Genomic DNA, 26,773 nt, shown 5'->3' on the forward strand with positions numbered 1-26,773 from the left:
TCTCCTGTAAATGTATTTTGAAAAATCACGGGCAAAAAAAAACCTCCTGAAATCTCAGGAGGTTTTTTTTAAAATGTAAATATTATTTCTGAATTACACCTTCGGCCAACACAATAATTTTATTGTTAAGCACCTCTACAGCACCGCCTGTGATAAAAAATATTTCCTCGGCTTTAGCTCCGGTTCTGATAATTACTTTTCCATCTTCAAGAGTAGAAATAATGGGAGCGTGATCCTTCAAAACTTCGAATGAACCCATTGTTCCCGGTACAGTAACCGAAACAACTTCGCCCTGGTAAACAGTATTATCTGGAGTTAAAATTTCTAATGTCATGTTTGTTTAGATATAAAATTAAAGATTTGAGATTGCAGACATAATGTCCTTCTCTCAAATCTCAAATCTAATGTCTCAAATCTCTCTTAAGAGTTTGATTCAGCTAATAATTTTTTACCTTTTTCAATAGCGTCTTCAATTGTTCCTACAAGGTTGAATGCAGCTTCCGGATATTCATCCACTTCACCGTCCATGATCATATTGAAACCTTTGATGGTATCCTTAATATCAACCAATACACCTTTTAGACCTGTAAACTGTTCTGCTACGAAGAAAGGCTGAGATAAGAAACGCTGAACACGACGTGCACGGCCTACTACCAGTTTATCCTCTTCAGAAAGCTCATCCATACCTAAAATGGCGATGATATCCTGTAATTCTTTATAACGTTGTAAGATTTCTTTTACGCGTTGTGCGGTTCCGTAATGCTCATCTCCTAAAACTGCTGCGCTTAGGATACGTGAAGTAGAATCTAAAGGATCTACCGCAGGATAAATTCCCAATTCGGCAATTTTACGTGATAATACGGTGGTTGCATCCAGGTGAGCAAAAGTTGTTGCCGGAGCAGGGTCAGTTAAATCATCCGCAGGTACGTAAACCGCCTGAACAGATGTAATTGAACCACGCTTAGTAGATGTAATACGTTCCTGCATCAAACCCATTTCGGTTGCAAGAGTTGGCTGATAACCCACAGCAGAAGGCATACGGCCTAATAATGCAGATACTTCAGATCCTGCCTGCGTGAAACGGAAAATGTTGTCGACGAAGAATAATATATCTTTTCCCTGACCTTCGCCATCACCATCGCGGAAATATTCAGCTACAGTTAAACCGGATAAGGCAACACGTGCACGTGCACCCGGCGGCTCGTTCATCTGACCGAATACTAAAGTAGCTTTAGAATCTTTTAAAGCTTCCTGATCTACTGAATCTAAATCCCATCCGCCTTCTTCCATAGAATGTCTGAAAGCATCACCGTAATTAATTACACCAGATTCAATAAATTCACGAAGTAAATCGTTTCCTTCACGGGTACGTTCACCAACACCGGCAAATACAGATAATCCTGCATAAGCTTTCGCGATGTTATTAACCAGTTCCATGATTAACACTGTTTTACCAACACCTGCACCACCGAATAATCCGATTTTTCCACCTTTTGCATAAGGCTCCAGCAAGTCGATTACTTTTATACCTGTAAACAGAACTTCTGTTTCGGTAGAAAGCTCATCAAATTTTGGCGGAGTATTATGGATAGGGTAGCCATCAGAATTATCGATTGAACCAATACCATCTATAGCCTGTCCAACAACGTTAAATAAACGGCCTTTAATTTTTTCTCCAACAGGCATTTTAATAGCAGAACCTGTGTCAACAACACGCATTCCACGTACCAAACCATCCGTTGAGTCCATCGCAATAGCACGAACACGGTCTTCACCCAAGTGCTGCTGAACTTCTAAAATTATTTTTTGTCCGTTCTCTTTAACAATTTCAAGGGCATCGTAAATTTTCGGTAAATGGGCTTCATCAGCAAAGCTAACGTCCACAACCGGTCCGATGATCTGTGCTATTTTTCCAGTGTTTGGCATATAAGTTTTTGGTAAAACGTAATTAAATCAAAATTTAGCCCAATATGGGCGCTGTTTTTTGGTCTGCAAAAATACTCTTTATCCGCGGAAATCAAATACTTATTCAAAAGATTTTTACAGTGATTTTTTACCCTAAAAATCAATGCTCCGGTAATTGATGCAGTTATGTTTATTTCGTTTAGAAACTTATCGGCAGATTATTTGTAATGTTTATGTAAATTAAATTAATAACCAATTAAACCTAGTATCATGAAGAATTCAACAACTGTTTCAAAAATGAACAAGCCTGAAAAATATTTTATGGCTTTAGCTGTATTATTAACCTCATTATTTGCATCAATAACATCTTTCGCTCAGGATGTTCCTGAAAAAGTAGATGTAGATATTAATACAGATGGCGGAAGTGTATGGTATGGCCAGCCTTGGGTTTGGGCAGTAGGTGTGGCAATATTTATTGTAATTATTGTAGCAATTACAAGAGGCAACAGTAAAAATAATGGCTAATTAAATGGTCAGAAAAGGATCGGTTTAAACCGGTCCTTTTTGTTTATCTCAATTTTTTCTATTCCCTGATCTTTTAGCATTAATTCTCGAAAATCTGCCTTGATTTTTTCTTCTTACTCTCCATTCTTGCTGTAGTTCTATCACCTATATATAGATTGTTCCCCATCGTAATCCACTTTTTTCTTTTTATTAATTGCCAGAAAATTGATTTTTTATTGTTTACTACCTCAGAATATAAGTTCTTTGAGACATGAAAAGAATTTTGGTAACCGGCAGTAATGGTTTGCTTGGACAGAAATTAACTGATGCGATTCTGAAGAATCCAGAAATGGAATTAATTGCTACTTCTATAGGTGCCGACCGGTATCCGGGCGAAGGAGATTATACTTATTCAGAGCTCGATGTTTGCAATGCTGAAAATGTAAAACAGGTCTTGCATCAATTCCGCCCGGATGTAATCATACATACCGCCGCCATGACTAATGTGGATATTTGTGAAATTGAAAAAGAAAAGTGCTGGACCTTAAATGTAGAGGCCGTTAAAAATCTGATTCATGAATGTGAGCTTCTTGATATTCATTTAATACATATATCTACAGATTTTATTTTCGATGGGGAAAACGGACCGTACACAGAAGATGCTGAACCGCATCCTTTAAGCTATTACGGACTTACTAAACTGGAAGGTGAAAAAATCCTGCAAACTGCTAAATGTCCCTGGACTATTTTGCGTACCATTATAGTCTACGGAATTGTTAATGATATGAGCCGGAGTAATATTGTTTTATGGGCCAAAGGCGCTTTAGAAAAAGGAGATCCTATTAATGTTGTGAACGACCAGTGGCGTATGCCTACCCTGGCTGAAGATTTGGCAGACTGTTGCTTATTAGCAGCAAAGAGCGGAGCAACAGGTATTTATAATGCATCAGGAAAGGACATGATGAGTATTATTGAATTGGTAGAGCAGGTTGCAGAGTATTGGAATTTAAATAAAAATCTGATTAACGAGATTTCCTCAGATAGTTTAAATCAGGCGGCTAAAAGACCAGCCAGAACAGGCTTTGTATTAAATAAAACAATAGACGAATTGGGCTACAGGCCACATTCATTTAAGGAAGGTCTTGCAATTGTAGATAAACAACTGCAAAGCAGAATAAACAAGAAATAATCATACCATGCGATTAGAAATAGGACAGCAAGCTCCGGAATTTAAATTAGTAAGTTCTGAGCTTAAGGAAGTTTCATTGTCAGATTATACAGGCCGAAATCTGGTGATCCATTTTTTTCCTTTGGCTTTCACCGGAACCTGCACAACACAATTGTGTACCATGAGAGATTCATTCGAAGATTATCAAACAATCGATGCGGATATGATTGCTGTATCAATAGATTCACCTTTTGTACTTGCAAAATATAAATCAGAAAACAATTATCAGTTCAATTTGCTTTCTGATTTTAATAAAGAAGTTTCACCGGCATACGGAGCTTTTTATGAAGATTTTATTTACGGTCTAAAGGGCGTTTCAAAAAGAGCGGTATTTGTTCTGGATAGTGATCATAAAATTATTTATATTGAAATACTGGAAGATGCAAATGACCTTCCATCATTTACAGCAATAAAAGAATGTTTAATTAAGTAAAACAGTTGATTTATTTAATTATAAACACTTAAAAATTAATGAGATGCAGGTTATTTTAAAAATTTCTTGTAAAATATTATTCTAAATGGAATACAAATCCTATTTTTGCACTCCGTTTAAAAGGCACCTGTAGCTTAATTGGATAGAGCACCTGACTACGGATCAGGAGGTTAGGGGTTCGACTCCCTTCAGGTGCACATTGCACAAAAAGCCTTTTCGTCCTTTTCGGAAAGGCTTTTTAAAGTTTATAGCAGTCCGAGCTGCTCGTTACTACCTAAAACATTTAAGATTAATTCGAATGCTGAACTTAGTATTGTTTGGCCCTCCGGGTGCCGGTAAAGGAACACAATCCCAAAAACTTATTGAGAAATATAAGCTGGTTCATTTATCTACCGGCGATATTCTCAGAAACGAAATTGTGCAGGGCACTGAACTGGGACTGGAAGCTAAGAAACTTATGGATGAGGGAATGCTTGTTCCCGATGAAGTGGTTATTGGCATGATCAGTAATAAACTTGATTCTAATAAAGACGCTCCAGGATTTATTTTTGATGGTTTTCCGCGTACTGTAGCTCAGGCTAAGGCTTTGGATAGTTTATTAGAAACTAAAAATTCTGAAATCTCCTGCATGATTGCTTTAGATGTACGGAATACAGAACTTGAAAATCGTCTTTTACTTCGCGGTAAAGATTCCGGTCGTCCGGATGATGCCAATGTTGAGGTAATCAGAAAACGTATTGAAGAATACAACAGTAAAACCGCCCCGGTAGCCAACTACTACAGAGAGCAGGATAAATTTTCAACAATTAACGGTGTAGGAGGAGTTGATCAGATTTTCTCAACCATTTGCCGTGTTATTAATGATCTTTAAGACTTGGTTCAAATTCCAGAATTTTCCGGATCTGATTCATCCTTAATCTTAATCACCTGCCTGATTGAGGATTGATTATACATTCCATTCAAATTTTTTAAATTTACCTATATGTCCCAGGGCTCAAATTTTGTCGATTATGTGAAGATATGCTGCCGGTCCGGTCACGGCGGGGCAGGTTCTTCTCATCTTCACCGGGATATTTTAACCTCCAAGGGCGGCCCTGATGGTGGTGACGGTGGTCGCGGAGGTCATGTAATTCTGAAAGGCAACAGCCAGCTCTGGACCTTACTTCACTTAAAATATCGCAAGCATGTAATAGCCGAAAATGGTTTTCCGGGTTCCAGCGGTAAATCATCCGGCCGTATGGGTAAAGATGATGTGCTCGAAGTTCCTTTGGGTACAATTGCCCGGAACGCAGAAACCGGAGAAGTAATGTTTGAAATTACCAGCGAAGGCGAAACTAAAATTTTAACTCAGGGCGGAAGAGGGGGCTTAGGAAACTGGCATTTTAAAACCGCCACGGCACAAACACCACGTTATTCCCAGCCGGGAGAGCCCGGTAAAGAAGAGTGGATGGTTCTGGAACTGAAGATTTTGGCAGATGTAGGCCTTGTTGGATTTCCAAATGCCGGAAAATCAACTTTATTATCTGTAGTTTCTGCAGCCAAGCCCGAGATTGCAGATTACGCTTTTACCACCCTTGTTCCTAACCTTGGTATTGTTTCCTACCGGGATAACAAATCTTTTGTAATGGCTGATATTCCGGGAATTATAGAAGGAGCTTCAAAAGGCAAAGGACTTGGTATCCGGTTCTTACGTCATATAGAACGAAATTCAGTATTGCTATTTATGGTTCCGGCTGATACCAGCAGAACCATTAAAGAAGAATATCAGATTTTATTAAATGAATTGCAGGATTACAATCCTGAATTAATGCAAAAGCCAAGAATTCTTGCTATCAGTAAATCAGATATGCTGGATGAAGAATTGGTTAATGAAATGAAACAGGATCTTCCGAATATACCCTCCGTATTTATTTCTTCCGTAGCTCAAAAAGGACTTCTTGAACTAAAAGATATGCTTTGGAAAACAATTAATTCCCCGGCTTAATTCCTGATTCTTATTTAAGAACCTGGTACTCCACTGGTTACTTTCAGTAATTCATTTTTACTTAATTTTTCCTCATTATGCGATTTTGTTCCCGTTCTGGGGATTTAAATTCTCGCCACACTTATGTGAAATAATTCACAGTTTTTTGTGAATTATTTATATTGGGTTAATTGTCAGCGACTTGCGTTGCAATTCTCATTTCTTATCAGCAGGGTATAGAAGTTGTCTAAGCATGTTCAATCTAAATCATATATAAAAAGAACATGAAAAAAATTTACTTATTAGCTCTTGCAGTTCTTGGATTTTCAGCGAACTCTTTTGCACAGGCAACTGCTACAGCTTCTTCATCAGCTACTATTATCAGCCCGATTGCAATTACTAAAACTGCAGATTTGAACTTCGGTCAGATTTTTACAAACCCGGCAGCCGGTACGGTTGTTCTTGATGTTGCAGGTGTTCGTACTGCATCTGTTCATACATTATTTGGAAGTGCGCAAACAAGAGCACAGTTTGATGTAACGGGTTCTAATGCCTCAACGTTTTCAATTACATTGCCAGCTTCTCCTATCACCCTTAATGGATCTGTATCCGGAATTATGACTGTTGATAATTTTGTTTCTGATCTTGGTGCTACAGGTACTTTGGTTGCCGGTGCTAAAACTATTATTGTTGGTGCTACATTAAATATTCCTGCAGCAGTTCCTACTGGAGTATATACAAACGCATCCGGTTTAGCCGTAACTGTTAACTACAACTAACATATCCTATTTAATAAATAATGCTCTCTCAAAAAAGCTGCTTAGGCAGCTTTTTTTTTGAAACATCAAGGTGAATTATAACCCTGATTATACTCCATTATATATTTTAATAAAAACAAAGTGTCTGCCTCCTTTAAATTTATCATCCGGTTCCTATTTAGCTTTTTCTGTTTCGTTTTTACTTCTTTAGGCTTAATGGCCCAGGGAAATTTATTGATTAATCCTAAAAGAGTTGTTTTTGAGGGCTCTCAGAGAATAGTACAACTTAACCTGGCAAATACCGGAAGTGATTCAGCAAAGTACAATATTACTTTCCTCCAGTACCGGATGAAAGAAGATGGAAATTTCGAGGAAATTACCCAGCCGGATTCACTGCAAAACTTTGCTGATAAATATTTGCGGATTTTTCCGCGTTCGGTGGTTTTGGGCCCCAATGAAGCGCAGGTAGTAAAAGTTCAGTTAACCCGCACCAATTTGTTGCAACCCGGAGAATACCGTTCACATTTATATTTCAGAGCGGTGCCGGATGAAAAGCCATTGGGAGAAATTAAAAAAGATACTTCAAAAACGATCTCTGTAAAGTTAATTCCGATTTTCGGGATCAGTATTCCTATAATCATCCGCTCCGGTGAATCAACGGCCAAAGTGAATATTACTAATTTATCATATCAGTTGCTGGAAGGTAATATTCCTCAACTAAAATTGCAGTTTAACCGTACGGGGAATATGTCGGTATACGGTGATTTAACTGTAAATCATATTTCTCCCAAAGGCATATCAACTCAGGTGGGCACTGCAAAAGGAGTATCGGTATATACTCCTAATTTGAAAAGAAAATTTATACTCAATCTGGAGAAAAACAAAGTGAATTTCAGCGAAGGAAAGCTGGAAGTAATATATACTACTCAATCTGATGCAAAATCAGAATTAATAACTAAAAGCGTATTTCAGTTAAATTAAAACAACATTTCAGATTGTTTTAGATGATCTAAAAATGTCAGTAATAGATATAAAGTATTTCTCTTTAAAATTTATTCTTTTTGGGATACTCTTATTTGCTGGATTAGAAAGTCGGTCTCAGAGTATTACTGTAACTAATGTTGCTGTTACTCCTGTTTGTGCAGGCTCTGAAGTTACTGTAACTTTTACCGCCAGAAATGGCAATGTTAACAATAGATATTCAAATTCTTCAAATTACACTATTTATTTAAGCAATAGTACGGGAACAAATTTTTCAGCAATGTCCACTTTCCAGCTAAATTGGGCCTATGAAACAAAAAATAATCAGCCAACAACTGGTTTAACACGCACTTTTCTGATTCCTGCTACAGCTCTTACAGGTAATGGTTATAAAATTTCAATAGGTTCTACAAGCCCAACTTTTAATGGGAGCGGAGGAAATGGCGCCTCGTTATCATTCATTATAAACGCGGTTTTAACCCCGGGATCAATAGGATCTAATCAGGTAGTGTGCTTTAATGCTGTTCCTGCTGCTTTAACCAGTACCCTAAGCCCAACAGGAGGTAATGGTACTTACTTATATCAATGGCAATCCTCGCTTGATAATGTTAACTTCTTGAATATACCGGGAGCGACAACCTCTACCTACGCTCCGCCAATGTTAAGTCAAACCACTTATTTTCGCCGGATAGTTAGTTCCGGACCATGTGCCAGTCAGGTGTCTAATGTTATTAATATTACTGTTAATTTTGCCGGGAGATGGACAGGGGCTTTAAGTACTGACTATTTAAATTCGGCAAACTGGCAATGCGGAGTTATTCCGGTTCCGGCCACAAATGTAATAATCCCTTCGGGCCTGGCCAGATACCCCGTTTTGAATTCTGGAATTGGTTACGCTAATAACCTGACTATTGAGTCGGGAGCTTCAATAATAATTTCTGGAGGGAATTTAAAAATCGCAGGAACCATCAGCAATAGCGGGACATTTAATGCAATTAATGGCGCTGTTGAATTAGGAGGATCTGTTCCCAGAATTATTGCTGCAGGTTTATTTACCAGCAATCAGATCAAAGATCTGGTAATTAATAATTCAACAGGTACCACAATGGGCGGCACAATAAACCTGACCGGAATACTGAAAGTGACTAGCGGTAATTTTAACAGCAATGGCTTTCTGACACTTGTTTCTAATTCCACGCAAAGTGCCGTGATTGATGGGAGCGGAGCGGGTCAGATTTTAGGAAACGTTACCATTCAGGGATATTTAACATCCGGGTTTGGATATAAATATCTAAGCTCTCCTTTCCAGGGAGCCACCGTTAATGAATTAGCTGATGATCTGAACCTGGCAGCTACTTTTCCATCTGTATATGCCAACAATGAAAATATGCTTACTGCAGGCTGGATTAATTATACAAATCCCGCTGGGATATTAAATCCCATGCAGGGCTATGCGTTTAACTTTGGAACGTCCGCTACTCCAAAAACATTCAGCATAAGCGGTGTAGTAAATAACGCAACCGTTTCTCGCACACTGTTCAATCACGACCATACTTTTACGCAGGGATTTAATCTGGTAGGAAATCCCTATCCTTCTCCGGTAAATTGGAATAATGCCTCCGGATGGATAAAAACGAATATTGATAATGCCCTGTATTTTTTTAAGGCAGGCAGTACCGATCAGTACGACGGATTATATAGCAGCTATGTCAACGGTGTTTCCAGTGATGGAGGTATCAGCAGCAATATTATTCCGGCAATGCAGGGTTTTTTCGTACACGTTTCGAACGGGGTTTTTCCTGTTTCCGGAAGTCTTACAATAAATAATTCGGCCCGGATTACAAGTAATGCCTCCGCCAAAATCCTTAAGGGAAAAGGAGAGATACTCAGCAGTTTAGCAGAAAATTTTAATCAATCTGATTTAACCGAGAGCAAAATAATGCTGCGTTTGCAGGCAGCTTATTCTAATAATGATTTTATTTCAGATCCTACCGTGATCTATTTTGAAGATGAATCAAGTAGCAAATTTGACAGGCAAACGGATGCGCTTAAACTGATGAATACGGACAGGAAAGTTCCTAATTTATATTCCATTTCTTCAGATGAATTTAATCTTTCAATCAATGCGCTTCCGCGGACGTATGATTCTTTGATCACAGTTCCTCTGGGATTAAAAACTGAAGAGAGCGGACAGGTTGATTTCGTGGCATCAAACCTAAGCAGTATTCCTGCCGGCTGGAACATTTACTTGAGAGATGCTCAAAATAATAAGCTTCATAATTTACGCCGGGATCAGAAATATAGCTTACAGCTTAATGCCGGAAAATTTGAAAACCGATTTTCAGTTTTATTCAGTTTGAAAGATCTTAGCTTACAATCCCATTCGCTTAATTCTCTAAATGCGTATTACTCTAATGGTAAATTAATTTATCAGTTATCCGGAATAGCCGAAAGCACGAAAGGCCAAATCATGATCAGCAATATGAAAGGCCAGGTTTTAAACCGCCAGGATTTTATGGGTTTTGCAAACCATGAACTTAAGATTGAATTAGGGCCGGGAATATATATTGTCAATTCCTATACAGAAAAGGGAATGTTCTATAAAAAGATAGTCGTCAATTAATGATACTTATTAACCACATATCATTTAAGTCGGCTGTTATTTTCATAACGGTTTTTCTTGCGCTTGCAAGTTTTCGCAAAGACGCAATGGCCCAGCAAAAACCGCCGCGGCCCTTGTCTGTGGTGGTTAATCCGTTAAATGGGTTAAATTTCGGGGCTTTTTACCAGGGCATTTCCGGCGGCAGCGTAATTGTATATGCCAATGGTTCCAGGTCTGTAAGCGGTGACGTAATTCTGGCCAATCTGGGCTACCTGTTTTCGCCCGCGATATTTGAAGTGCAGGCTCTTCCGGGAACCTTAATTCATATTTTGAACGGCCCGGACATCACCTTAACCGGAAGTAACGGAGGCTCAATGACTATGAAAATAGGCGAAGCCAGCACAGGCAGTACTTTTATTTCAACACTTAATTTTCCTTCCAGTCATCAGGTAAGAATCGGTGCGATTTTAACCGTTGGAAATCCGGTGGCAAATCCTCCCGGTGCTTATAGTGGAACGTTCTCAGTTACATTTATACAGGAATAGCCATCAAATTACTTGTCTCACATATCTCACAGTGGATTAAGTACAGATATACTGCTTTTTGTAAAAACCTGTTGCTTGCTGTTGCCATACTTGTTCTTATAAATCCTCATGATGCAATTGCCGATGATGAAGATGGAGAGTTGCCTTTTGATGAAATATCTGTATTTCTGAATGTGCAGGGAATTGGCGGAACCGAACTTCCAGCCCTCATAAAAGGCCAGGCGGTGTACCTCTCGGTAACCGATATTTTCAATTTTTTAAAGATCAGGAATACATCAAACTCAGATAATGAAACCATATCCGGTTTTTTTATAGATCAGCAGGCCAATTACCTGATTGATAATCTTCATAATTTGATTGAATACCAGGAAAAGATATTTCCCTTGTCAAAGGATGATATAATTCGTGTACAGGATAATCTGTATTTAAAGTCGGGTGTTTTCGGTAAAATATTTGGACTCAATTGCACTTTTAATTTCAGAAATTTATCAGTTGATTTAAATACGAAACTCGAATTACCCCTTATTCGTGAACTCCGCCAGGAGTCAATGCGGCAAAACGTACGCTCACTGAAAGGAGAGTTAAAAGCGGACTCGCTGATTAACCGCGATCATCCTGCATTTCATCTTGGGATGGCAGATTGGTCGGTGACCAATGCTACTGAAACTTTAACCGGACAGGATACCCGTTTGAATTTAAATCTGGGCGCAATTATAGCTGGCGGAGAGACCAATATTTCACTTAATTACTCAAGCAGAGAACCTTTTGAAGAAAGACAACAATACTACCTCTGGCGTTATGCGGATAATGAAAATAAGTTTTTGAAACAAACTTCAGTTGGCAAGATTTTTTCACAATCTACTTCTTCGATTTTTGCACCCATTGTAGGGTTTCAGCTCAGCAACACACCTACAACTTACCGCAGATCATTCGGTACTTATAACCTGAGCAACAGAACTGAACCGGGCTGGATGGTTGAGCTCTATGTAAATAATGTGTTGGTGGATTATAAAAAAGCCGATCCTTCCGGCTTTTACGCTTTCGAAGTTCCGCTGGTTTATGGAAATTCTGAAGTTAAACTTCGCTTTTACGGCCCTTTCGGTGAAGAACGGTTCAGTCAGCAAAACATCAGTATTCCTTTTAATTTCCTCCCTGAAAAAGAGTTTGAATACAGCATTAGTGCAGGTATTGTAGAAGATGGTCTGAATACCAAATATTCTCGATTAGCAATGAACTATGGCCTCAGTAAACGGATAACTTTGGGCGGAGGAATGGAATATCTTTCATCTCTGGCAAACACTAAGAATATTCCCTTCATCAGCACGTCTTTAAGGCTTTCTTCAAACTTATTAGTAAGCAGTCAGTATGACCATGGGATAAGGTTTAAAAATATTCTTACCTACAGGCTTCCTGCTAATATGCAGTTAGAGCTGAATTATAACCTTTATAAAAAAGGGCAGCAGGCCATAAATCATAATTTTCTGGAAGAACGTAAAGTAATGCTTTCCATGCCTTTAAAGGCAGCAGGCATATCTTTCTTTTCCCGCATGTCATTCAATCAGATCCTTTTGCCGGGAAGTAAATTCTCAACTGCCGAGTGGCTGGTGTCTGGCGTGATAAAAGGGGTAAGTACAACCATCAACACGTATGCTTTACTGAATGATTTTTTTACACCATATGTTTACAGCAATATTTCCATGTCAGTAAAATTACCCGCGGGATTTATATTCACTCCTTCAGCTCAATATTGGTATCAGAAAAATGATCTTATTTCCATGAGGGTTGGTCTGGAAAAACTGGTGATGAAACATGGATTTTTGAATTTAAATTACGAGGAAAATTTTCAAAGCCGCTTCAATAACCTGAGTTTGGGTTTCAGGTATGATTTTTCTTTTGCACAGACTGCTTTTGTAACCCGGAAAGGAAACACCGGCACGTCCTTGCTTCAGTCAGCCCGCGGAAGTTTAATGTATAATCAAAAGTCCAGTTTCCTGGGAGTAAATAATCGAAGCAGCGTGGGTAGAGGAGGAATGATTATTAGTTCTTTTCTGGATTTGAACAGAAACGGAATACGTGATGAATCTGAACCTAAAGTGAGTGGTCTGAAAATTCGCTTAAATGGCGGCCGGATTGAAAGCAGCGTTAAGGATACCACTTTGCGGGTGTTTGATCTGGAACCTTATGTAAGTTATTTGCTTGAATTGGACCCAAACAGCCTCGATAATATTTCATGGAATCTGGAGAAAAAGATACTGAAGGTCGCGATTAATCCAAACCAGTTAAAACTGGTTGAAATTCCGGTATCGGTTATTGGTGAAGTGAGCGGTACTGTATTCATTACAGACAAGGAAAGTACAAAAGGACTTGGAAGGATTCTGGTTTGTATTTATAATGCCAAAGGCGTAATGGTAGCCCGCACGCTCACAGAATCTGACGGCTATTTCAATTATCTGGGCTTGTCTTCCGGGAAATATACAGCCGCATTGGATAGCGCTCAGCTTCATAAATTAAATATGACGGCTGCTCCGGAAAAAATCAGTTTTGAAATTATAAATACACGGGAGGGTGATGTAGAAGATGCGATAGATTTCACTCTTCAAGGCTCTATAGATATTCAAGCAAAACCAACACTTAAAGTGGCTAAAAAGCCTGTAATTGTTCCCCGCAAAAAAGTTCAAAAAACCTTCAGGAAAAAACCTGTTAAAGCAAAATCAGGAATTAGCCCTGCGAAAAAGCTCTATCCAAAAGGCAATATTATTCCTGCAAAATCCCCGGCAAAAAAATAAAACCGAAATAGATCATCAGCTACATATCTGTAAGGCACATCAGGAAATTTTACACCGATTTACTTTTATTCAATAGTTCTGATACGAACTTTAACCGCGGGGTTTCCCTGATAAATTGTATAAGCCTCCAGGTTTTGAGTGGCTATGGAGCCTACTGTAAGAATTGCATGCGAAAAAACTCTTATCCCCGGGCAAACTACTGATTTTGCACCTATCCATGCACCTTCTTCAATATAAACTTCACGGGTGATAAGGTCAAAGTAGGGTGATTTGTAATCGTGATTGCCGGTTAATATCATGCATCCCTGCGAAAGACACACATTTTTTTCTAAACTTACCCGGGCCAGGTTTTCTATACAGCAGTTTTCCCCAATCCAGGTATGATCATCAATACTTAGTTTCCAGGGATATTTTATATTTACGAAAGGTTTGATTCGTACATCACGACCAATTTTTGCTCCGAATAAGCGTAATATCATGACCAGAATTACGCTGAATGGAATAAGCCCCGAACGGAAAAAAAGAGTACTTATAAAATACCAGATAAAAATTTTGAGAGAAGAAGCTCCGGCATCAAAATCTTTTTTATCGAAACGTTTTTTAAGTTGAGTTTTGTTCACGTTAGTCGGCTGGATATTTTAATTAAGGCTTTTACGCTGATTCTGATATGTATTGGTCCATATAAAAATGCTTCCCAGCAAAATGATATACAATACCCAGTTAAACAAAGTATGGTGGTCCAGTTTAAATGGCAATGATGAGCTTCTCCAGAAAAGAGTTATCAAAATAAACCGGGCAATATTTAATACCTGAATTCCGATTATGCCGCCAATTAAAAAAATAATTTTGTTTTGAAAGGATTTGCCCGGCCATGCAATTATAAATGCGGTAAAAAAGCTCATCACTCCAAATCCCAGGCAGGAATATACCACATTAATGCCTCCAATTCCGTATGCATGCAAAGTATATTCGGATGTATAAATGGTATAATTCAGGCTCTTTAATATAAGGGCTGAAGCCCAGATCAGAAAAGTTCTTAAAGCCCTGATGTAATTTAGATGCTCATCCAGAAAAGGGCTGTAATAATTTCCGGGAGCTGTAATGCCCATAAAAAAAATATTGAAGTAATAGAACAACACAAAAAAAACAGTGAACAGAAATACAAATCGGAAAGATGGATTATCCCATAATTTTTTAAGGCCGGCACTATTGCTCATTCTTTTTTTCTTTTAAAATCTCTGAAATTTTAACGTCAACAATTATACGGAACCAAAATCCCTGTAAAAAATGAAACAGGATACCGGTTCTTCCATCCAGAATTCCCAATTGAAAAATCATCCGGTATGTAAAATATAAAAAAGGACGCAGAAAAAGCGGAAGCTTCCACCATAAATTCTTCAGTGAAGCGATCCGCTCATCGGGACTTCCCCAAAAATTAGGCTTTATGGTTTGAAAACGAAGTTTGTTCATCCGTTCAATTTCTTCGTTTGCCAGCAAATCGCTGTAATGATTATGCTTGCTGATCCAAAAACTTATGCGGTTTTCTTTGAGGTTTTCTTCAATGAGATGCCCCTGTTTCCAGATGATAGATTTTCCGGATACGATAAACCGGTGATCCATATTTTCGTTGAGATCAGAATAGCCGGTCCCGAACCTGAACATTTTTAAAAGATATCTCGGATAATATCCGCCATGCCGGATCCATTTTCCTTTGAAAAAATTTTTTCGGTTGAAATAGATTCCGCTCACATCGGTAAAATCTGCATCTCTGAATTGGGAAAGCTGTTGAAGTAATTCTGGGCTTACAATATGGTCGGCATCCAGTCCAATAATCCATGGAGTTTGAACAGGGAAAGTTTTCAATGCTTTATCCCATTGCCTGGGATGATTTTCAAAGGGATTGGTTTCAACACTTACGCCGTAATTCCGGCATATTTGCAGCGTTGAATCGGTGCTGCCCGAATCAAGTACAAATGTTGGAGCACCTAAACTTTTTATAGATTCAAGTAATCTGGGAATGTGTAATTCCTCATTAAAAGTTAAAATAATGAAAGAGAAATCAGGCATTCTTCTAAATCTGGGACATTATAAAGTGCCAAAGATAATGGAATACCTGAGTTTGCAAATGGGAATTTTTTGCAGAAACAGAGTTTAAAACTGTCGATAATCTGCAGCTTTTTTTTAATTAGGCTGTTTAAGGTATAGGGTCAAAATCCGGCTACCTTATTGCTGATTTGCTTCTTCTTTTGCTTTCTTTTTGAAAAATCCTCTTAAGAGAAAATTACTCTGCAGCGCTTCCATATTTTCATCCAGTTTTTTACTGCTGCCTTCCAGGTTTTTCATAATCATTTTAACCTGTTCTGCAGTTTTCTGGTCGTTTAATAATAAGCCTGCGGCATTATCCGACTGATTTAATTTGGAAGATGCTTCATTTAAGTTTTCTGTAAGCGCAGCAGCGGATTTAGTGGTTTTCTGAAGTTCGTTAACAGAAGTTTGAAGTTTTGCAAAAACCGCGGTATCAGTCAGTAGATTATCTGCTAGTCCGCCTTTTGTATTTAACGTACGGGTAAAAGCATCCAATTCTAAAGCCATTTTATTGGCTGCAGCGGTAGTGTTTTTAAGATTCAAAACAATAGTTCTAAAGTTCTGGGCAATTTGTTCATCGGCAAGTAAAGCGCCTGCGGCACCTTTTCCGTCAACCAGATTTCTGGAAAGAACTTTAAAATCTGAAGTGATATCGAGCAGGTTTTTATTGTTAACCTGTAAAGTTTTCATGATTTCATCTGTAGAAAGGGTGGTGTTAACACGCAATCTGTCTCCATCTTCAACAAATGGAAATTTAGGCGTTCCTCCTGTAATTACGATAATTTTATTTCCGATCAAACCGTCAGAACCAATGCTGGCCATCGCATCTTTATGAATATATTGATGAGCTTCTTCTTCAATGTTCATGAATACTTGTACCTGCGAAGTTCCGTAAAACTGAATTTTCTTAATGGTCCCGATCTTGACTCCTGAGAACCAGACGTTATTTCCTGTTTTTATTCCCTGAATATCGTCAAACACCACATTGATGCTAAAACTTTTTACAAATACTTTTTTTTGACTTCCAAGGGTAAATATCCCGATGATGAAAATCACAAGGCCAAGAAAAATGAATATTCCAACCGTAATTTTACGGCGATTGTCTGTTACCTGCATTGTTTATTGAATAAAATTATAATCGTAAAAAGGTTTAACCCGTTCATCTTCTGTAATAAAAACTTCATCAAAAGTTCCCTGGCGTTCAAATTTTCCGTCTAACAAAATGGTAACCCGATTGCCGACAGCTTTTGCACACGTCAAATCGTGGGTTATAATAATAGAACTTGTATGAAAACGCTCCTGAACTTCGTTTATCAGGTTATTGATTTCGAGGCAGGTAATTGGATCGAGTCCGGCGGTGGGTTCATCATAAAGCATGATTTCCGGCTGTAAGATCAGGGTGCGGGCAATGCCGATCCTTTTTCTTTGTCCGCCGGATAATTCGGAAGGCATTTGATTAATGGTTTGCAATAAACCTACCGAATCCAAAACTTCCTCAACAGCTCTGTTCACTTCGCCCTTGCTTAAATTCCGCTGGTTACGCACCAATGGAAATTTCAGATTTTCAGCCACAGTCATACTGTCGTATAAAGCACTGTTTTGGAAAGAAAATCCAACTTTTAATCTCAGTTCCAGTAATTCGCGGTAGCTGATGCGCTCCACATACTTATTCAGTACCAATACTTCGCCTGCGTCGGGAGTTAATAATCCCGAGATTATTTTGATGAGTACAGATTTACCGGTTCCGGATTTGCCCAGAACGACCAGATTTTCGCCCTTAAATAAGTCCAGTTCAACTCCCTTTAATACATCAAAACTTCCAAAAGATTTATATAATCCTTTAATTTCAATTACTTTTTCAAGGCCGCTATCCGTAAGTTTTTTTTGTTTCATATAGATTAGGTCCTGAATAAGCCAAAGAATTGTACAGATACCACTTCCTCTATGAAGATCAGGAACATGCCGATAACCACCGATGAATTCGCCGCTTTACCTACGCCCTCTGTTCCTTTAGAAGAATTGTATCCCTGGTAACAACCCACAATACCAATTGTAAAGCCAAAAAGAATAGCTTTTATTGTAGAAGCAGTTATATCCAAAAAGGTAATGGATTCCAGAGCAGTCTGAAAAAAGGCTGTCGGACTGGTCCCCTCACTTAAAGAAACATTAAGCAATGCGCCAAGCATGCCAATCATGGCCGTATAAAAAGTAAGAATTGGAATGGTGATAGTTGAAGCCAGAACACGGGTTGTAACTAAAAATTTAAACGGGTTGGTGGCCGAAACCTCCATCGCATCAATCTGTTCGGTTACTCTCATAGAACCTAATTCTGCCCCAATACTCGAACCCACTTTTCCGGCAGCAATTAAGGCGGTTAACAGGGGAGCCAGTGTTCTGAGCAACGCAATGGCAACTAAAGAAGGCAGCCAGGAAGTAGCCCCAAATTCGGCAAGCGATGGTCTGGACTGCTTGGTGAAAACCATTCCGGTAATAAATCCGGTAGTGGATATGAGAAGTAAAGAGCGGTAGCCAATATCATAACATTGACGCAATAATTCTTTTCCTTCATAGGGCGGCAGAAATCCTTCCCTGAAAAATCGAACTATAAATTGAAATACATCGTACAGAGTTAAAAACATCCTGGTCAGTTTTCCCGGATTTTTTGCCTCTTTTTTTAACACGGTTGAAGTGTCAGCTTTATTCTCCATTAATTTTGTTGATATTGACGATGTTAATCGCTGAACCTCCCATGCAATTTTCGTGCATTTAATTTTTTGCAAAGATAATATCAAATTTTAAAGTCTGCCAGATTTCTGGTTTCATTTGATATTATTACAGAAAACCTATAATTGACGGTTATTTGGTCTAAGTGAATCAAATACAGTCCGCAAATTTTATTTGCTGGCTATGGATATATTTAAAATTCAAATCTGGATTTTCGACTTTAACAGAATATTGTTTAGAACAGATGAGATGACATTCAGGATTTTATAAACTGATTAAAACCGGCATTCATCACATTTTTAGGGTGATTCAGCACATTTATTTATTCTTTGGCTTTAGGCAGTCTATACTTGTCAGGTCAGTTCAATAATAAAGTTTTAAAGCTGTCGAAGAAGTAACGTAAATTAAATATGAACGATTTAACAAAAAAGCCTCTAAATTTAAACAGAATAGAATTTTGGGCAGCAACTACAATGTATGTATTCGCTGTTTTTTTCCTGGTAGCCAAGGGCACACAAAGCAATATTAATATTGATGGCATACCTACACCATTTAAATATGGATTTGAAGAGAACAGATCTGAATACTCTTTTTACAGCAATTATTTTTTCCCTCAAATTGTAAGATATACCACATTCTACGGTAGTTTTTTACTTTTAAATTTTCTTATTATTCCGGCTTTTATAAAAAGGCAGTCGCTCCTCACTAATATTTTACTAAGCATTCTTTTATTTTTTGCAATAGGCTTAACGCTGGGCGTGGCCGACACATATTTAAAAACCTATCTGCTTGCCGAATTAAAGAGCGATCAGGCAGGCTATAATTATATTTTTCAGCAGTCATTTGCCTATTCATGCTGGCTGATGCTGATGTTTGGCTTTTATACGGTAATTAAATATGCAGCTCAATATCTGCTAATGAACTCTGAACTGATACAGGCTAAATATGAAATTGTAACCCGCGAAGGTTTAATTGCATTTGTGCTATGGATGATCAGTGTTTTCCTGTTACTGATTGGAAATGCAGCCGATGAAATTATTGCCGTTTGGGCAGTTGTTTTTCCGTTTGCAATTGGTTTATACTGGTATTCATTTCATGTTTTTATACCCCGTGCGCTTGAAAAGAAAAATCCGTTCCGAAATTATTTGGGGAAGATATTTTTGGTCGTACTGTTATCGGTACTGCCGGTTTCCCTCCTCTCTTTAATTATGTTTAATCATAGCGGTGAGGTAGCCGTAGTTAATCTTTTTAACGCCGGCTTCCAGTTGTTAATTACCGCTCCTGTGGGATGGGTAATTTATAAGCGCAGAATCGCAGGCAATCAGGAAGTATTTACACTTCAGACGGCATTGGGACATTCAAATGCGAACCTGGACTTTCTGCGATCTCAAATAAATCCGCATTTTTTGTTTAATGCACTCAATACCCTGTACGGAACGGCTCTTCATGAAAATGCCGATCGGACCGGGGAGGGCATTCAAAAATTAGGAGAAATGATGCGTTTTATGCTTCAGGAAAATATCCAGGAAAAAATATCCTTAGCCCGTGAAGTTGAATATCTTAATAATTATATCGGACTACAAAAACTCCGAACCGATATATCTTCGAATATTCAAATAGAATCCATCATTGAAGAACAGGTTTCCAATTTGCAAATCTCACCAATGATGCTGATCCCTTTTGTTGAAAATGCTTTTAAGCATGGCATCAGCCTAAGGGAGCCTTCCCATATCCGGATCACACTTCAGACAAAAGGGGATACCTTATTTTTTGATGTCCAGAACAGCATTCATCTCAAGCCGGATAATGACCCAGAAAAAAATAAAAGTGGAATTGGCCTGAATAATATAAAACAGCGGCTGCAATTGCTATATCCTAAAAAGCATGAATTAATGATCAGGGAAACCGGTAGCGAGTTTTTTGTCCATTTAACTCTTCAATTAAACTGAATGGAGTTGGTTAATAAATCTGATTTAACAGGTCCATTGTCCGTAAAGGAAGTAAATTAGCTTCCTGAAAATCTTCGGTCATTGAGGGAATATTAGAAATAAATGAGAGCCATAGCTATAGATGATGAACCCATTGCTTTAGAAATTGTAAAGTCGCATGCTTCAAAAGTGCCTTTTCTAAAACTGGATGCTGTTTTTACGGATGCTTTTAAAGCAATGGAATATTTGCAGAATGAGCCCGTGGACCTGATTTTTTTGGATATTAAAATGCCCGACATTTCGGGCATTGATTTTCTAAACAGCTTAAGTAAAAAGCCTTTGGCGATTTTTACCACTGCCTACACCGAGCATGCCGTAACCAGCTTTGAACTTGACGCAGTAGATTACCTGCTTAAGCCATTCTCTCTGGCTCGTTTTATAAAAAGCTGCAATAAAGCTTTTGAACTTTATAACTTTAGAAATACGGGCGATGCCCGGAATTTTCTGTTTGTGAAAAATGGCTATGAACAAGTAAAAGTCTGCTTTGAGGATATCCGCTATCTTGAGGCAGCCGGCAATTATGTTACTTTCGTTCTGGAGGGAAAAAGTATTCTTTCACGCATTACCTTTAATGAAGTAATCAATCTCCTTCCTTCCGGGAAATTTATTCGGGTTCATCGGTCATACATCGCTTCAGCAAATAAAATAGACAAAATTGAGCGCCATCAATTAACCATCATGGGTTTGAAAATTCCCGTTGGTGATGCATACGTTCAGAACCTGTCCGTTCTGGGGAGCAGGTAACCGGGAGTTTTTTTTTTATTCCTCTACTTTCTACCTGCAAATTCCTGCAATAAACTTTTCTCCTTCATCTGCTGTTTAAGTTTAATAGCCAAACAAATTATCAGATCTGATGAGCCTGGAAAAATACGCCCGGAAGCGGGATTTTACGAAAACTTCTGAACCTAAAGCCGGAAAGAGTAAAGCCGGTAAACTCGTGTTTGTTATACAAAAGCATGCCGCCTCCCGCCTGCATTATGATTTCCGGCTGGAGATGGACGGCGTGCTAAAAAGCTGGGCAGTTCCAAAAGGCCCGTCTACCGACCCTAAAACAAAGCGTTTGGCAATGATGGTAGAAGATCATCCATTTGATTACCGCAGTTTTGAAGGAATTATTCCCAAAGGAGAATATGGCGGTGGTACCGTGATTGTTTGGGATGAAGGAACTTATGAGCCCCTGGAAAAATTAAAAACCAAAAAAGCGCAGGAAAAGCATTTGCTCCAACAATTAAAAGAAGGCTCGCTCAAAATTCATCTTCACGGAAAAAAACTTCAGGGAGAATTCGCCCTCGTTCGCACAAACGGTATGGGAGAAAATGGCTGGCTTTTAATCAAACATAAAGATGAGTTTGCCTCTCCGGAGGATATTACTAAAAACGATAAATCTGTTCTTTCAGGCAAAACCCTTGAAACTGTTGAACAAACTGCTGATAAAGTTTGGAGCAGCAATCAGGAACAAAAAATAAAAAAACCGGCTAAAACCAAAGAAGCAGTTTCTGTTGATGCTGATGAAGAGGACGGAGGAAATGTGGAGCGCTATCTGAAACAGGCGAAAAAATCAAAAATTCCTTCCGGGATGAAACCCATGCTGGCTACCCTGGTGGATAAACCATTTGATGATTCAGACTGGGTATACGAAGTTAAATGGGACGGCTACCGTTCATTAGCATTCATAAATGAGGGTGAAGTAGAACTTGTATCCAGAAACAACAAAAATTTTGCTGAGAAATTTTATCCGGTTTATGAGATTTTAAAAAAATGGAAAATAAATGCGGTTTTGGACGGAGAAATTCTGGTGCTGAACGAACAGGGAATTTCCAATTTCGGGCATTTGCAAAACTGGAGGAGTGAAGCCGACGGAGAACTGGTTTTCTATGTATTTGATTTGCTTTGGTATGAAGGTAAAAATCTGATGGATCTGCCGCTTTTGCAGCGGCAGGCAATTCTCAAAAAAATACTTCCTCAGGATGATGATCGAATCAGGCTCAGCAAAGTTTTCAGTGCCAGCGGTATTGATTTTTTTAATGCCGCAGAACGGATGGGATTGGAAGGGATAATTGCCAAAAAAGCACAAAGTACATATTCTCCCAATCTACGTTCCAGGGAATGGCTCAAAATTAAAGTAAGCAAGCGTCAGGAAGTGGTTATTGGAGGATTTACCCGAAATCAGGATACCTCAAGGCCTTTCAGCTCTTTGCTGCTGGGTGTATATGAAAACGGAAAGCTGCAGTATACCGGCAAAGTTGGAACCGGTTTTTCTGTCAGCCTTCAAAAGGAAATGATGGCGGCTTTTAAACCTTTAATTAGTGATAAAAGCCCTTTTGCTGCCGAACCGGATTATAATAAACCTTCGCGGTTCAGGCCCAATCCCCTTAACGCCAAAGCTACCTGGTTAAAGCCCAGTCTGGTATGCGAAGTAAGTTTTACTGAAGTTACAGATGACGGCGTGTTTCGCCATCCGTCTTTCCAGGGCATGCGGGAGGATAAAAATGCAAAAGATGTGATTAGGGAAACGCCCGTTCATACTAATGAATTGGTTGAAGAGGAAAGTGAATCTGTTCATTCCGGGGCTGTAAAACCCCCGAAAAATAATAGCAGGAAAACATTTCTAAATCCTAAAGATGAAACTCAGGTAAGAAAAATTTGCGGGCATGATCTCAAGTTTACCAATCTGAGCAAAATCTACTGGCCCGAAGACGGCATTACCAAAAGGGATATGTTTAATTACTATTATCAGGTAGCCGAATATATTCTTCCTTATCTTAAAGACCGTCCTCTATCTCTTAATCGTTTCCCTAACGGCATACATGGTCCCAGTTTTTATCAGAAAGATGTAAAAGGAAAAGCTCCCGAATGGGTTAAAACATTTCCGTATACTAATGGCGAGGGCGAAAAAAAGGAATATCTTGTCGGAACAGATGAGGCGGCTTTATTGTGGATGGCCTCTTTGGGTTGTATAGAAATGAATCCCTGGTTCAGCAGAATAACTTCACCGGATAACCCGGATTATTGTGTGATAGACCTCGATCCTGATAAGCAGACATTTAACCAGGTAATAGAAGCTGCACAGCAAGTTAAAACAGTTTTGGACACCATAAATGTTCCTTCTTTTTGTAAAACTTCCGGTTCTACCGGAATTCATATCTATATCCCGCTGGATGCTCAATACACCTATGATCAGTCGCAAATGTTTGCTAAAATTATTGTGAGTATTGTGCAAAAGCAACTACCGGCTTTTACAAGTTTAGAACGTATGGTGGCAAAACGCAATGGAAAAATGTATCTCGACTTTCTGCAAAATCGTCCCGGTGCTACTATCGCATGTCCGTATTCTTTGCGTCCAAAACCGGGAGCAACCGTTTCAATGCCGCTTCATTGGGATGAAGTTAAACCGGGCTTAAAAATGAAGGACTTCACGATTAATAATTGCATAGATCGTCTGAAAACAGAAGGTGATTTGTTTAAAGGAGTGTTGGGTAAAGGGATAAATCTCGAAAAAACACTGGAAAAAGCACAAAGCATATTTTAATTGCTGATGTAAATTTGGCTTACATGAATGATGGTCTTAGTGATGGATGTTTTACAAAACCTCGCCTCCGGCGGATATTTAAATGTTTATATATTTAGCATTAAAAAAAACCTGTCATGATGAAAAAACTTCTGGTATTCTTTTTTATTTCAGCTGCTTCTTTATTCACTGCGAAGTCGCAAACTCAAAATCCAAAATACAATAAGGCTCTTGCCGACAGCCTGGGAGCTGATGAATATGGTATGAAAAAATATTATTTCGTCATCCTGAAAACAGGCTCAAATAAAACTCAGGATAAGGAAACCTTAAAAACTCTTTTCAAAGGGCATATGGATAATATTACACGCCTGGCAAAAGAGGGTAAGCTGATAGTTGCCGGACCCATGGGGGAAAATGATAAGCAGTATAGGGGATTATTTATTTTTGCTGTGAAAACTAAAAACGAAATTGAAGATTTGCTGCAAACCGATCCGGCTATAAAGGCAAATATATTCAGTTCAGAAATATACGAATGGTATGGTTCGGCCGCATTACCGGCATATTTGGAATTTCACGAAAAAATCGAAAAAACGAAATTTTAAAAGAGGGGCGAAATTGCAGATCTAAACAGGAATGTTTTCGATAGAATCAATTAGCCCCGGCGGAGTATCAGCTACATATTCTGATAGCTGAATATCTTCCAGAAATGTATTTGAGAAAAGAGAGGCCGTTTGCCTGGAAAGTAAAGCGCTTCTGTATTCTTTCCATTTTACAGCATCAGTTCCATACATATGCTGAATAAGTCCAGGATATGACCATGCTGCATTTTTACCCCAATGCAGGGTAAATGGAATATTATTGGATTTTAATACATCAATCATCCTTTCAGAAAACTGCTCCAGGCTAAGCATGTTTTTATTTCCTTTCCATAAAACGCCGTCTATTTCCAGCATGCAGGTAACCGGGAACCGGGTAAATGCCAGAGTAGCTTTTGAGGCTTTTACAAAGCGCATAGCATATATCCCCGGAATAGGGCCTTCTTCTCTGGCAAGTTTCACTAATAATTGAAGCGCTTTACCGGAATCCCGGTGGTCAATACCTACTGAACACGCAAATGCAGGTCCCTGGTGCGGAGCATCCCAGAAAATTTCGGCCAATGTGCCGGTAACATCATCATCCGGTTTGGGTAATACGTCTTTTTCCAAAAGCTTAATAAGTTTAGGAATACTGTTTTTATAACGCTCGGCTATCTTTCCAAATAAAATGATCAGATCTTTATACAAGGCTGTTTTTATTCTGGGAAAAGGATCCTCATAAACTTCCCGGTAGGGTTTTTTATACATTACTTCTACCACATAGTCGGAATCATTATTATAAGGGTTTATAAATACTTTGTAATGGAACGGCCGGTTTCCTTTTCCCTCAGCATCCACTTCTGTTGATATCCTGAAATTTGAATCTTTAAAATTGAGTGTTTCGGCAAGTTGTATAGCCTCCTCCTTACTGATTTTTCGTACATACCGGTTGAGCAAAAAGCGATCTTCGGTTTCAATAAGCACCGAATGCACAAATCCGAAAGCACCTAATCCTACAAGCGCCGCATTAAACAATCCATCATTTCTGATCACTCTGGCCCCGATACTGTCTGTAAATGTTTTATTTAATGCCGGCTGTGTATGACGTTCCAGGTAAACAATATCACTTTCGGCAGGGCCGGTAATCAGGTTTATCCCTACAACAAAATCCTGAACGGATCCGAAATCTAGGGCCGAACCATGTATACCCGTTGAAATTGAACCGCCGATGGTCTGTCCGTTACTCGCACCGCTTGCCTTCAGAGACTGCCCCCGTCTGAATACGAATTCAGAAATTTCCTTAATCGTATTTCCGCATTCAAATAAATAAAGGTTCTGATTTTTAAAGCTGGTATTCTGTTCAAGCATTTCAGCGGAAACAGGAATTTTTATATTCATTTCCCCATTGTAATGCATGCGGTCTTTGTGATGGGCAATGTGCGACATAGACCAGGCGGAACCGTAGGCCCTGAAACCTTCGCCATGATCCAGCGCATCTTTCAGTAATCTCCTGATTTCTACCGAAGCATCGTTATAGCGCTCAATATCGGAAGGCATATTACCTTTTTCCTCCAATGTGGTTTTATAAAGCGTTTTAGTAGGAAAGGGACCATTGTTATGAAATGTATCCCATGTACCAATTGGATGAATACTGGTATGTGCCATTTTAGTTTGATTCCTTTAAACAAACGTATTTTATTTTTACTATCCGCTTTTTGCCAAAAGTAATTCCGCTAAGCAAAACCCCGCCAAATGTAACCCGGTATTCAAGTGAATGAAATCCACCCTCATTGCATTTTTCCAGGAGGGTAAATTCACTTTGAAGCAGTTTAAGGGATATGGTCGTGTCAATTTCTATTACTTTTTTACCACGGTAAAATCCTGATGAATTATTTAAAGGATCAGGCTCAGGAACACCTCTGGTATTGACAAGGCGAACTGAATAACAGGACTGAAGAACTAAAAAGAGTGCAGCTAACAGGGACAAAAGAAGCAGCCTTGGGCGAGTTGGCTTTTTTATATTCATCGCATGGAGCAGCAGGTTTGTTAAGAAATATACTCGCCATATTAGAAAGTCTACGTGATTTATAACCTGCTAAACCTTCATTTTAATGGGCTCGTATCAGAAATACTATTTCCTGAAGCCTTATAAATTTATTGAAAATAAAAGCGAACTGCAAGGAATTAC

24 protein-coding genes and 1 tRNA gene are annotated in these 26,773 nt (G+C 38.8%); 15 read left to right on the plus strand and 10 right to left on the minus strand.

Features of this window, described 5'->3' with window-relative positions; translation table 11 throughout:
- Nucleotides 1-82 precede the first annotated feature (82 nt).
- Both atpC and atpD read right to left on the minus strand, forming a co-directional pair.
- The gene (gene atpC, locus G521_RS0113265; RefSeq protein WP_026898957.1) at nucleotides 83-334 is read right to left on the minus strand and encodes an ATP synthase F1 subunit epsilon; all 252 of its coding nucleotides are present in this window, start codon (nucleotides 332-334) and stop codon (nucleotides 83-85) included.
- Between the two features lie 86 nt (nucleotides 335-420).
- Entirely contained in the window at nucleotides 421-1,926 is a 1,506-nt protein-coding gene (atpD, locus tag G521_RS0113270) for a F0F1 ATP synthase subunit beta (RefSeq protein ID WP_026898958.1), read from the minus strand.
- 249 nt (nucleotides 1,927-2,175) lie between these two features.
- Between atpD and G521_RS0113280 the strand changes: the two genes are divergently transcribed.
- The 11 genes from G521_RS0113280 (at nucleotide 2,176) to G521_RS17275 (ending at nucleotide 13,705) form a co-directional block, all read left to right on the plus strand.
- Complete coding sequence (locus G521_RS0113280; RefSeq protein ID WP_026898959.1) at nucleotides 2,176-2,430, plus strand: hypothetical protein; 255 nt, start codon at nucleotides 2,176-2,178, stop codon at nucleotides 2,428-2,430.
- A gap of 250 nt (nucleotides 2,431-2,680) precedes the next feature.
- On the plus strand, nucleotides 2,681-3,598 hold the full coding sequence (locus tag G521_RS0113285) for an SDR family oxidoreductase (protein ID WP_026898960.1): 918 nt from the start codon (nucleotides 2,681-2,683) through the stop codon (nucleotides 3,596-3,598).
- 7 nt (nucleotides 3,599-3,605) lie between these two features.
- A complete protein-coding gene (locus G521_RS0113290) occupies nucleotides 3,606-4,070 on the plus strand; it encodes a redoxin domain-containing protein (protein ID WP_026898961.1) in 465 nt (154 codons plus the stop codon).
- Nucleotides 4,071-4,193: 123 nt separating this feature from the next.
- Nucleotides 4,194-4,267: transfer RNA gene (locus G521_RS0113295), tRNA-Arg, on the plus strand.
- A gap of 101 nt (nucleotides 4,268-4,368) precedes the next feature.
- On the plus strand, nucleotides 4,369-4,941 hold the full coding sequence (locus tag G521_RS0113300; RefSeq protein ID WP_026898962.1) for an adenylate kinase: 573 nt from the start codon (nucleotides 4,369-4,371) through the stop codon (nucleotides 4,939-4,941).
- 111 nt (nucleotides 4,942-5,052) lie between these two features.
- Complete coding sequence (gene obgE / locus G521_RS0113305; protein ID WP_026898963.1) at nucleotides 5,053-6,054, plus strand: GTPase ObgE; 1,002 nt, start codon at nucleotides 5,053-5,055, stop codon at nucleotides 6,052-6,054.
- A 263-nt stretch (nucleotides 6,055-6,317) separates the two neighbouring features.
- Entirely contained in the window at nucleotides 6,318-6,812 is a 495-nt protein-coding gene (locus G521_RS0113310; RefSeq protein ID WP_026898964.1) for a DUF4402 domain-containing protein, read from the plus strand.
- A 120-nt stretch (nucleotides 6,813-6,932) separates the two neighbouring features.
- Nucleotides 6,933-7,772, plus strand: coding sequence for a fimbrial biogenesis chaperone (locus G521_RS0113315; RefSeq protein WP_051189754.1), 840 nt, complete (start codon nucleotides 6,933-6,935; stop codon nucleotides 7,770-7,772).
- A 34-nt stretch (nucleotides 7,773-7,806) separates the two neighbouring features.
- The gene (locus G521_RS0113320; RefSeq protein WP_026898966.1) at nucleotides 7,807-10,395 is read left to right on the plus strand and encodes a T9SS type A sorting domain-containing protein; all 2,589 of its coding nucleotides are present in this window, start codon (nucleotides 7,807-7,809) and stop codon (nucleotides 10,393-10,395) included.
- Nucleotides 10,395-10,919: a DUF4402 domain-containing protein gene (locus tag G521_RS17880; protein ID WP_051189755.1), complete on the plus strand. Its 525-nt coding sequence runs from the start codon at nucleotides 10,395-10,397 to the stop codon at nucleotides 10,917-10,919. The genes G521_RS0113320 and G521_RS17880 overlap by 1 nt, the downstream gene beginning before the upstream one ends.
- A gap of 71 nt (nucleotides 10,920-10,990) precedes the next feature.
- Nucleotides 10,991-13,705 (plus strand): hypothetical protein, encoded by a 2,715-nt coding sequence (locus G521_RS17275; protein WP_051189756.1) that lies wholly within the window; start codon nucleotides 10,991-10,993, stop codon nucleotides 13,703-13,705.
- A 65-nt stretch (nucleotides 13,706-13,770) separates the two neighbouring features.
- On the opposite strand, the gene G521_RS0113335 is transcribed toward G521_RS17275, so the two are convergent.
- The 6 genes from G521_RS0113335 to G521_RS0113360 all read right to left on the minus strand — a co-directional run bounded on the left by G521_RS0113335 (nucleotide 13,771) and on the right by G521_RS0113360 (nucleotide 18,498).
- The gene (locus G521_RS0113335; protein ID WP_026898967.1) at nucleotides 13,771-14,325 is read right to left on the minus strand and encodes a WcaF family extracellular polysaccharide biosynthesis acetyltransferase; all 555 of its coding nucleotides are present in this window, start codon (nucleotides 14,323-14,325) and stop codon (nucleotides 13,771-13,773) included.
- Between the two features lie 18 nt (nucleotides 14,326-14,343).
- Entirely contained in the window at nucleotides 14,344-14,922 is a 579-nt protein-coding gene (gene xrtY, locus G521_RS0113340; RefSeq protein ID WP_026898968.1) for an exosortase Y, read from the minus strand.
- Nucleotides 14,912-15,772, minus strand: a complete 861-nt coding sequence (locus G521_RS0113345) for a glycosyltransferase family 2 protein (RefSeq protein ID WP_026898969.1) — start codon at nucleotides 15,770-15,772, stop codon at nucleotides 14,912-14,914. The genes xrtY and G521_RS0113345 overlap by 11 nt, the downstream gene beginning before the upstream one ends.
- Nucleotides 15,773-15,928: 156 nt before the next feature.
- Nucleotides 15,929-16,906, minus strand: a complete 978-nt coding sequence (locus tag G521_RS0113350) for an MlaD family protein (protein WP_026898970.1) — start codon at nucleotides 16,904-16,906, stop codon at nucleotides 15,929-15,931.
- 3 nt (nucleotides 16,907-16,909) lie between these two features.
- Nucleotides 16,910-17,683, minus strand: a complete 774-nt coding sequence (locus tag G521_RS0113355; RefSeq protein WP_026898971.1) for an ABC transporter ATP-binding protein — start codon at nucleotides 17,681-17,683, stop codon at nucleotides 16,910-16,912.
- 5 nt (nucleotides 17,684-17,688) lie between these two features.
- Nucleotides 17,689-18,498 (minus strand): MlaE family ABC transporter permease, encoded by an 810-nt coding sequence (locus G521_RS0113360; RefSeq protein WP_026898972.1) that lies wholly within the window; start codon nucleotides 18,496-18,498, stop codon nucleotides 17,689-17,691.
- A 426-nt stretch (nucleotides 18,499-18,924) separates the two neighbouring features.
- Here G521_RS0113360 and G521_RS0113365 point away from each other — a divergent pair, with 426 nt between their 5' ends.
- The 4 genes from G521_RS0113365 (at nucleotide 18,925) to G521_RS0113385 (ending at nucleotide 24,612) form a co-directional block, all read left to right on the plus strand.
- Complete coding sequence (locus tag G521_RS0113365; protein WP_026898973.1) at nucleotides 18,925-20,463, plus strand: sensor histidine kinase; 1,539 nt, start codon at nucleotides 18,925-18,927, stop codon at nucleotides 20,461-20,463.
- A gap of 102 nt (nucleotides 20,464-20,565) precedes the next feature.
- Nucleotides 20,566-21,246 (plus strand): LytR/AlgR family response regulator transcription factor, encoded by a 681-nt coding sequence (locus G521_RS0113370; protein ID WP_026898974.1) that lies wholly within the window; start codon nucleotides 20,566-20,568, stop codon nucleotides 21,244-21,246.
- 109 nt (nucleotides 21,247-21,355) lie between these two features.
- Nucleotides 21,356-24,031, plus strand: a complete 2,676-nt coding sequence (ligD, locus tag G521_RS0113375) for a DNA ligase D (protein WP_026898975.1) — start codon at nucleotides 21,356-21,358, stop codon at nucleotides 24,029-24,031.
- A 116-nt stretch (nucleotides 24,032-24,147) separates the two neighbouring features.
- Entirely contained in the window at nucleotides 24,148-24,612 is a 465-nt protein-coding gene (locus G521_RS0113385) for a YciI family protein (RefSeq protein ID WP_026898976.1), read from the plus strand.
- A 21-nt stretch (nucleotides 24,613-24,633) separates the two neighbouring features.
- Here the strand turns inward: G521_RS0113385 and G521_RS0113390 are convergent, their stop codons facing one another.
- A complete protein-coding gene (locus tag G521_RS0113390; RefSeq protein WP_026898977.1) occupies nucleotides 24,634-26,250 on the minus strand; it encodes an FAD-binding protein in 1,617 nt (538 codons plus the stop codon).
- A gap of 1 nt (nucleotide 26,251) precedes the next feature.
- On the minus strand, nucleotides 26,252-26,611 hold the full coding sequence (locus tag G521_RS0113395; protein WP_026898978.1) for a hypothetical protein: 360 nt from the start codon (nucleotides 26,609-26,611) through the stop codon (nucleotides 26,252-26,254).
- Between the last annotated feature and the right edge of the window lie 162 nt (nucleotides 26,612-26,773).

The organism is Daejeonella oryzae DSM 19973 (assembly GCF_000422945.1).
GTDB classification, from domain to species: Bacteria; Bacteroidota; Bacteroidia; order Sphingobacteriales; family Sphingobacteriaceae; genus Daejeonella; species Daejeonella oryzae.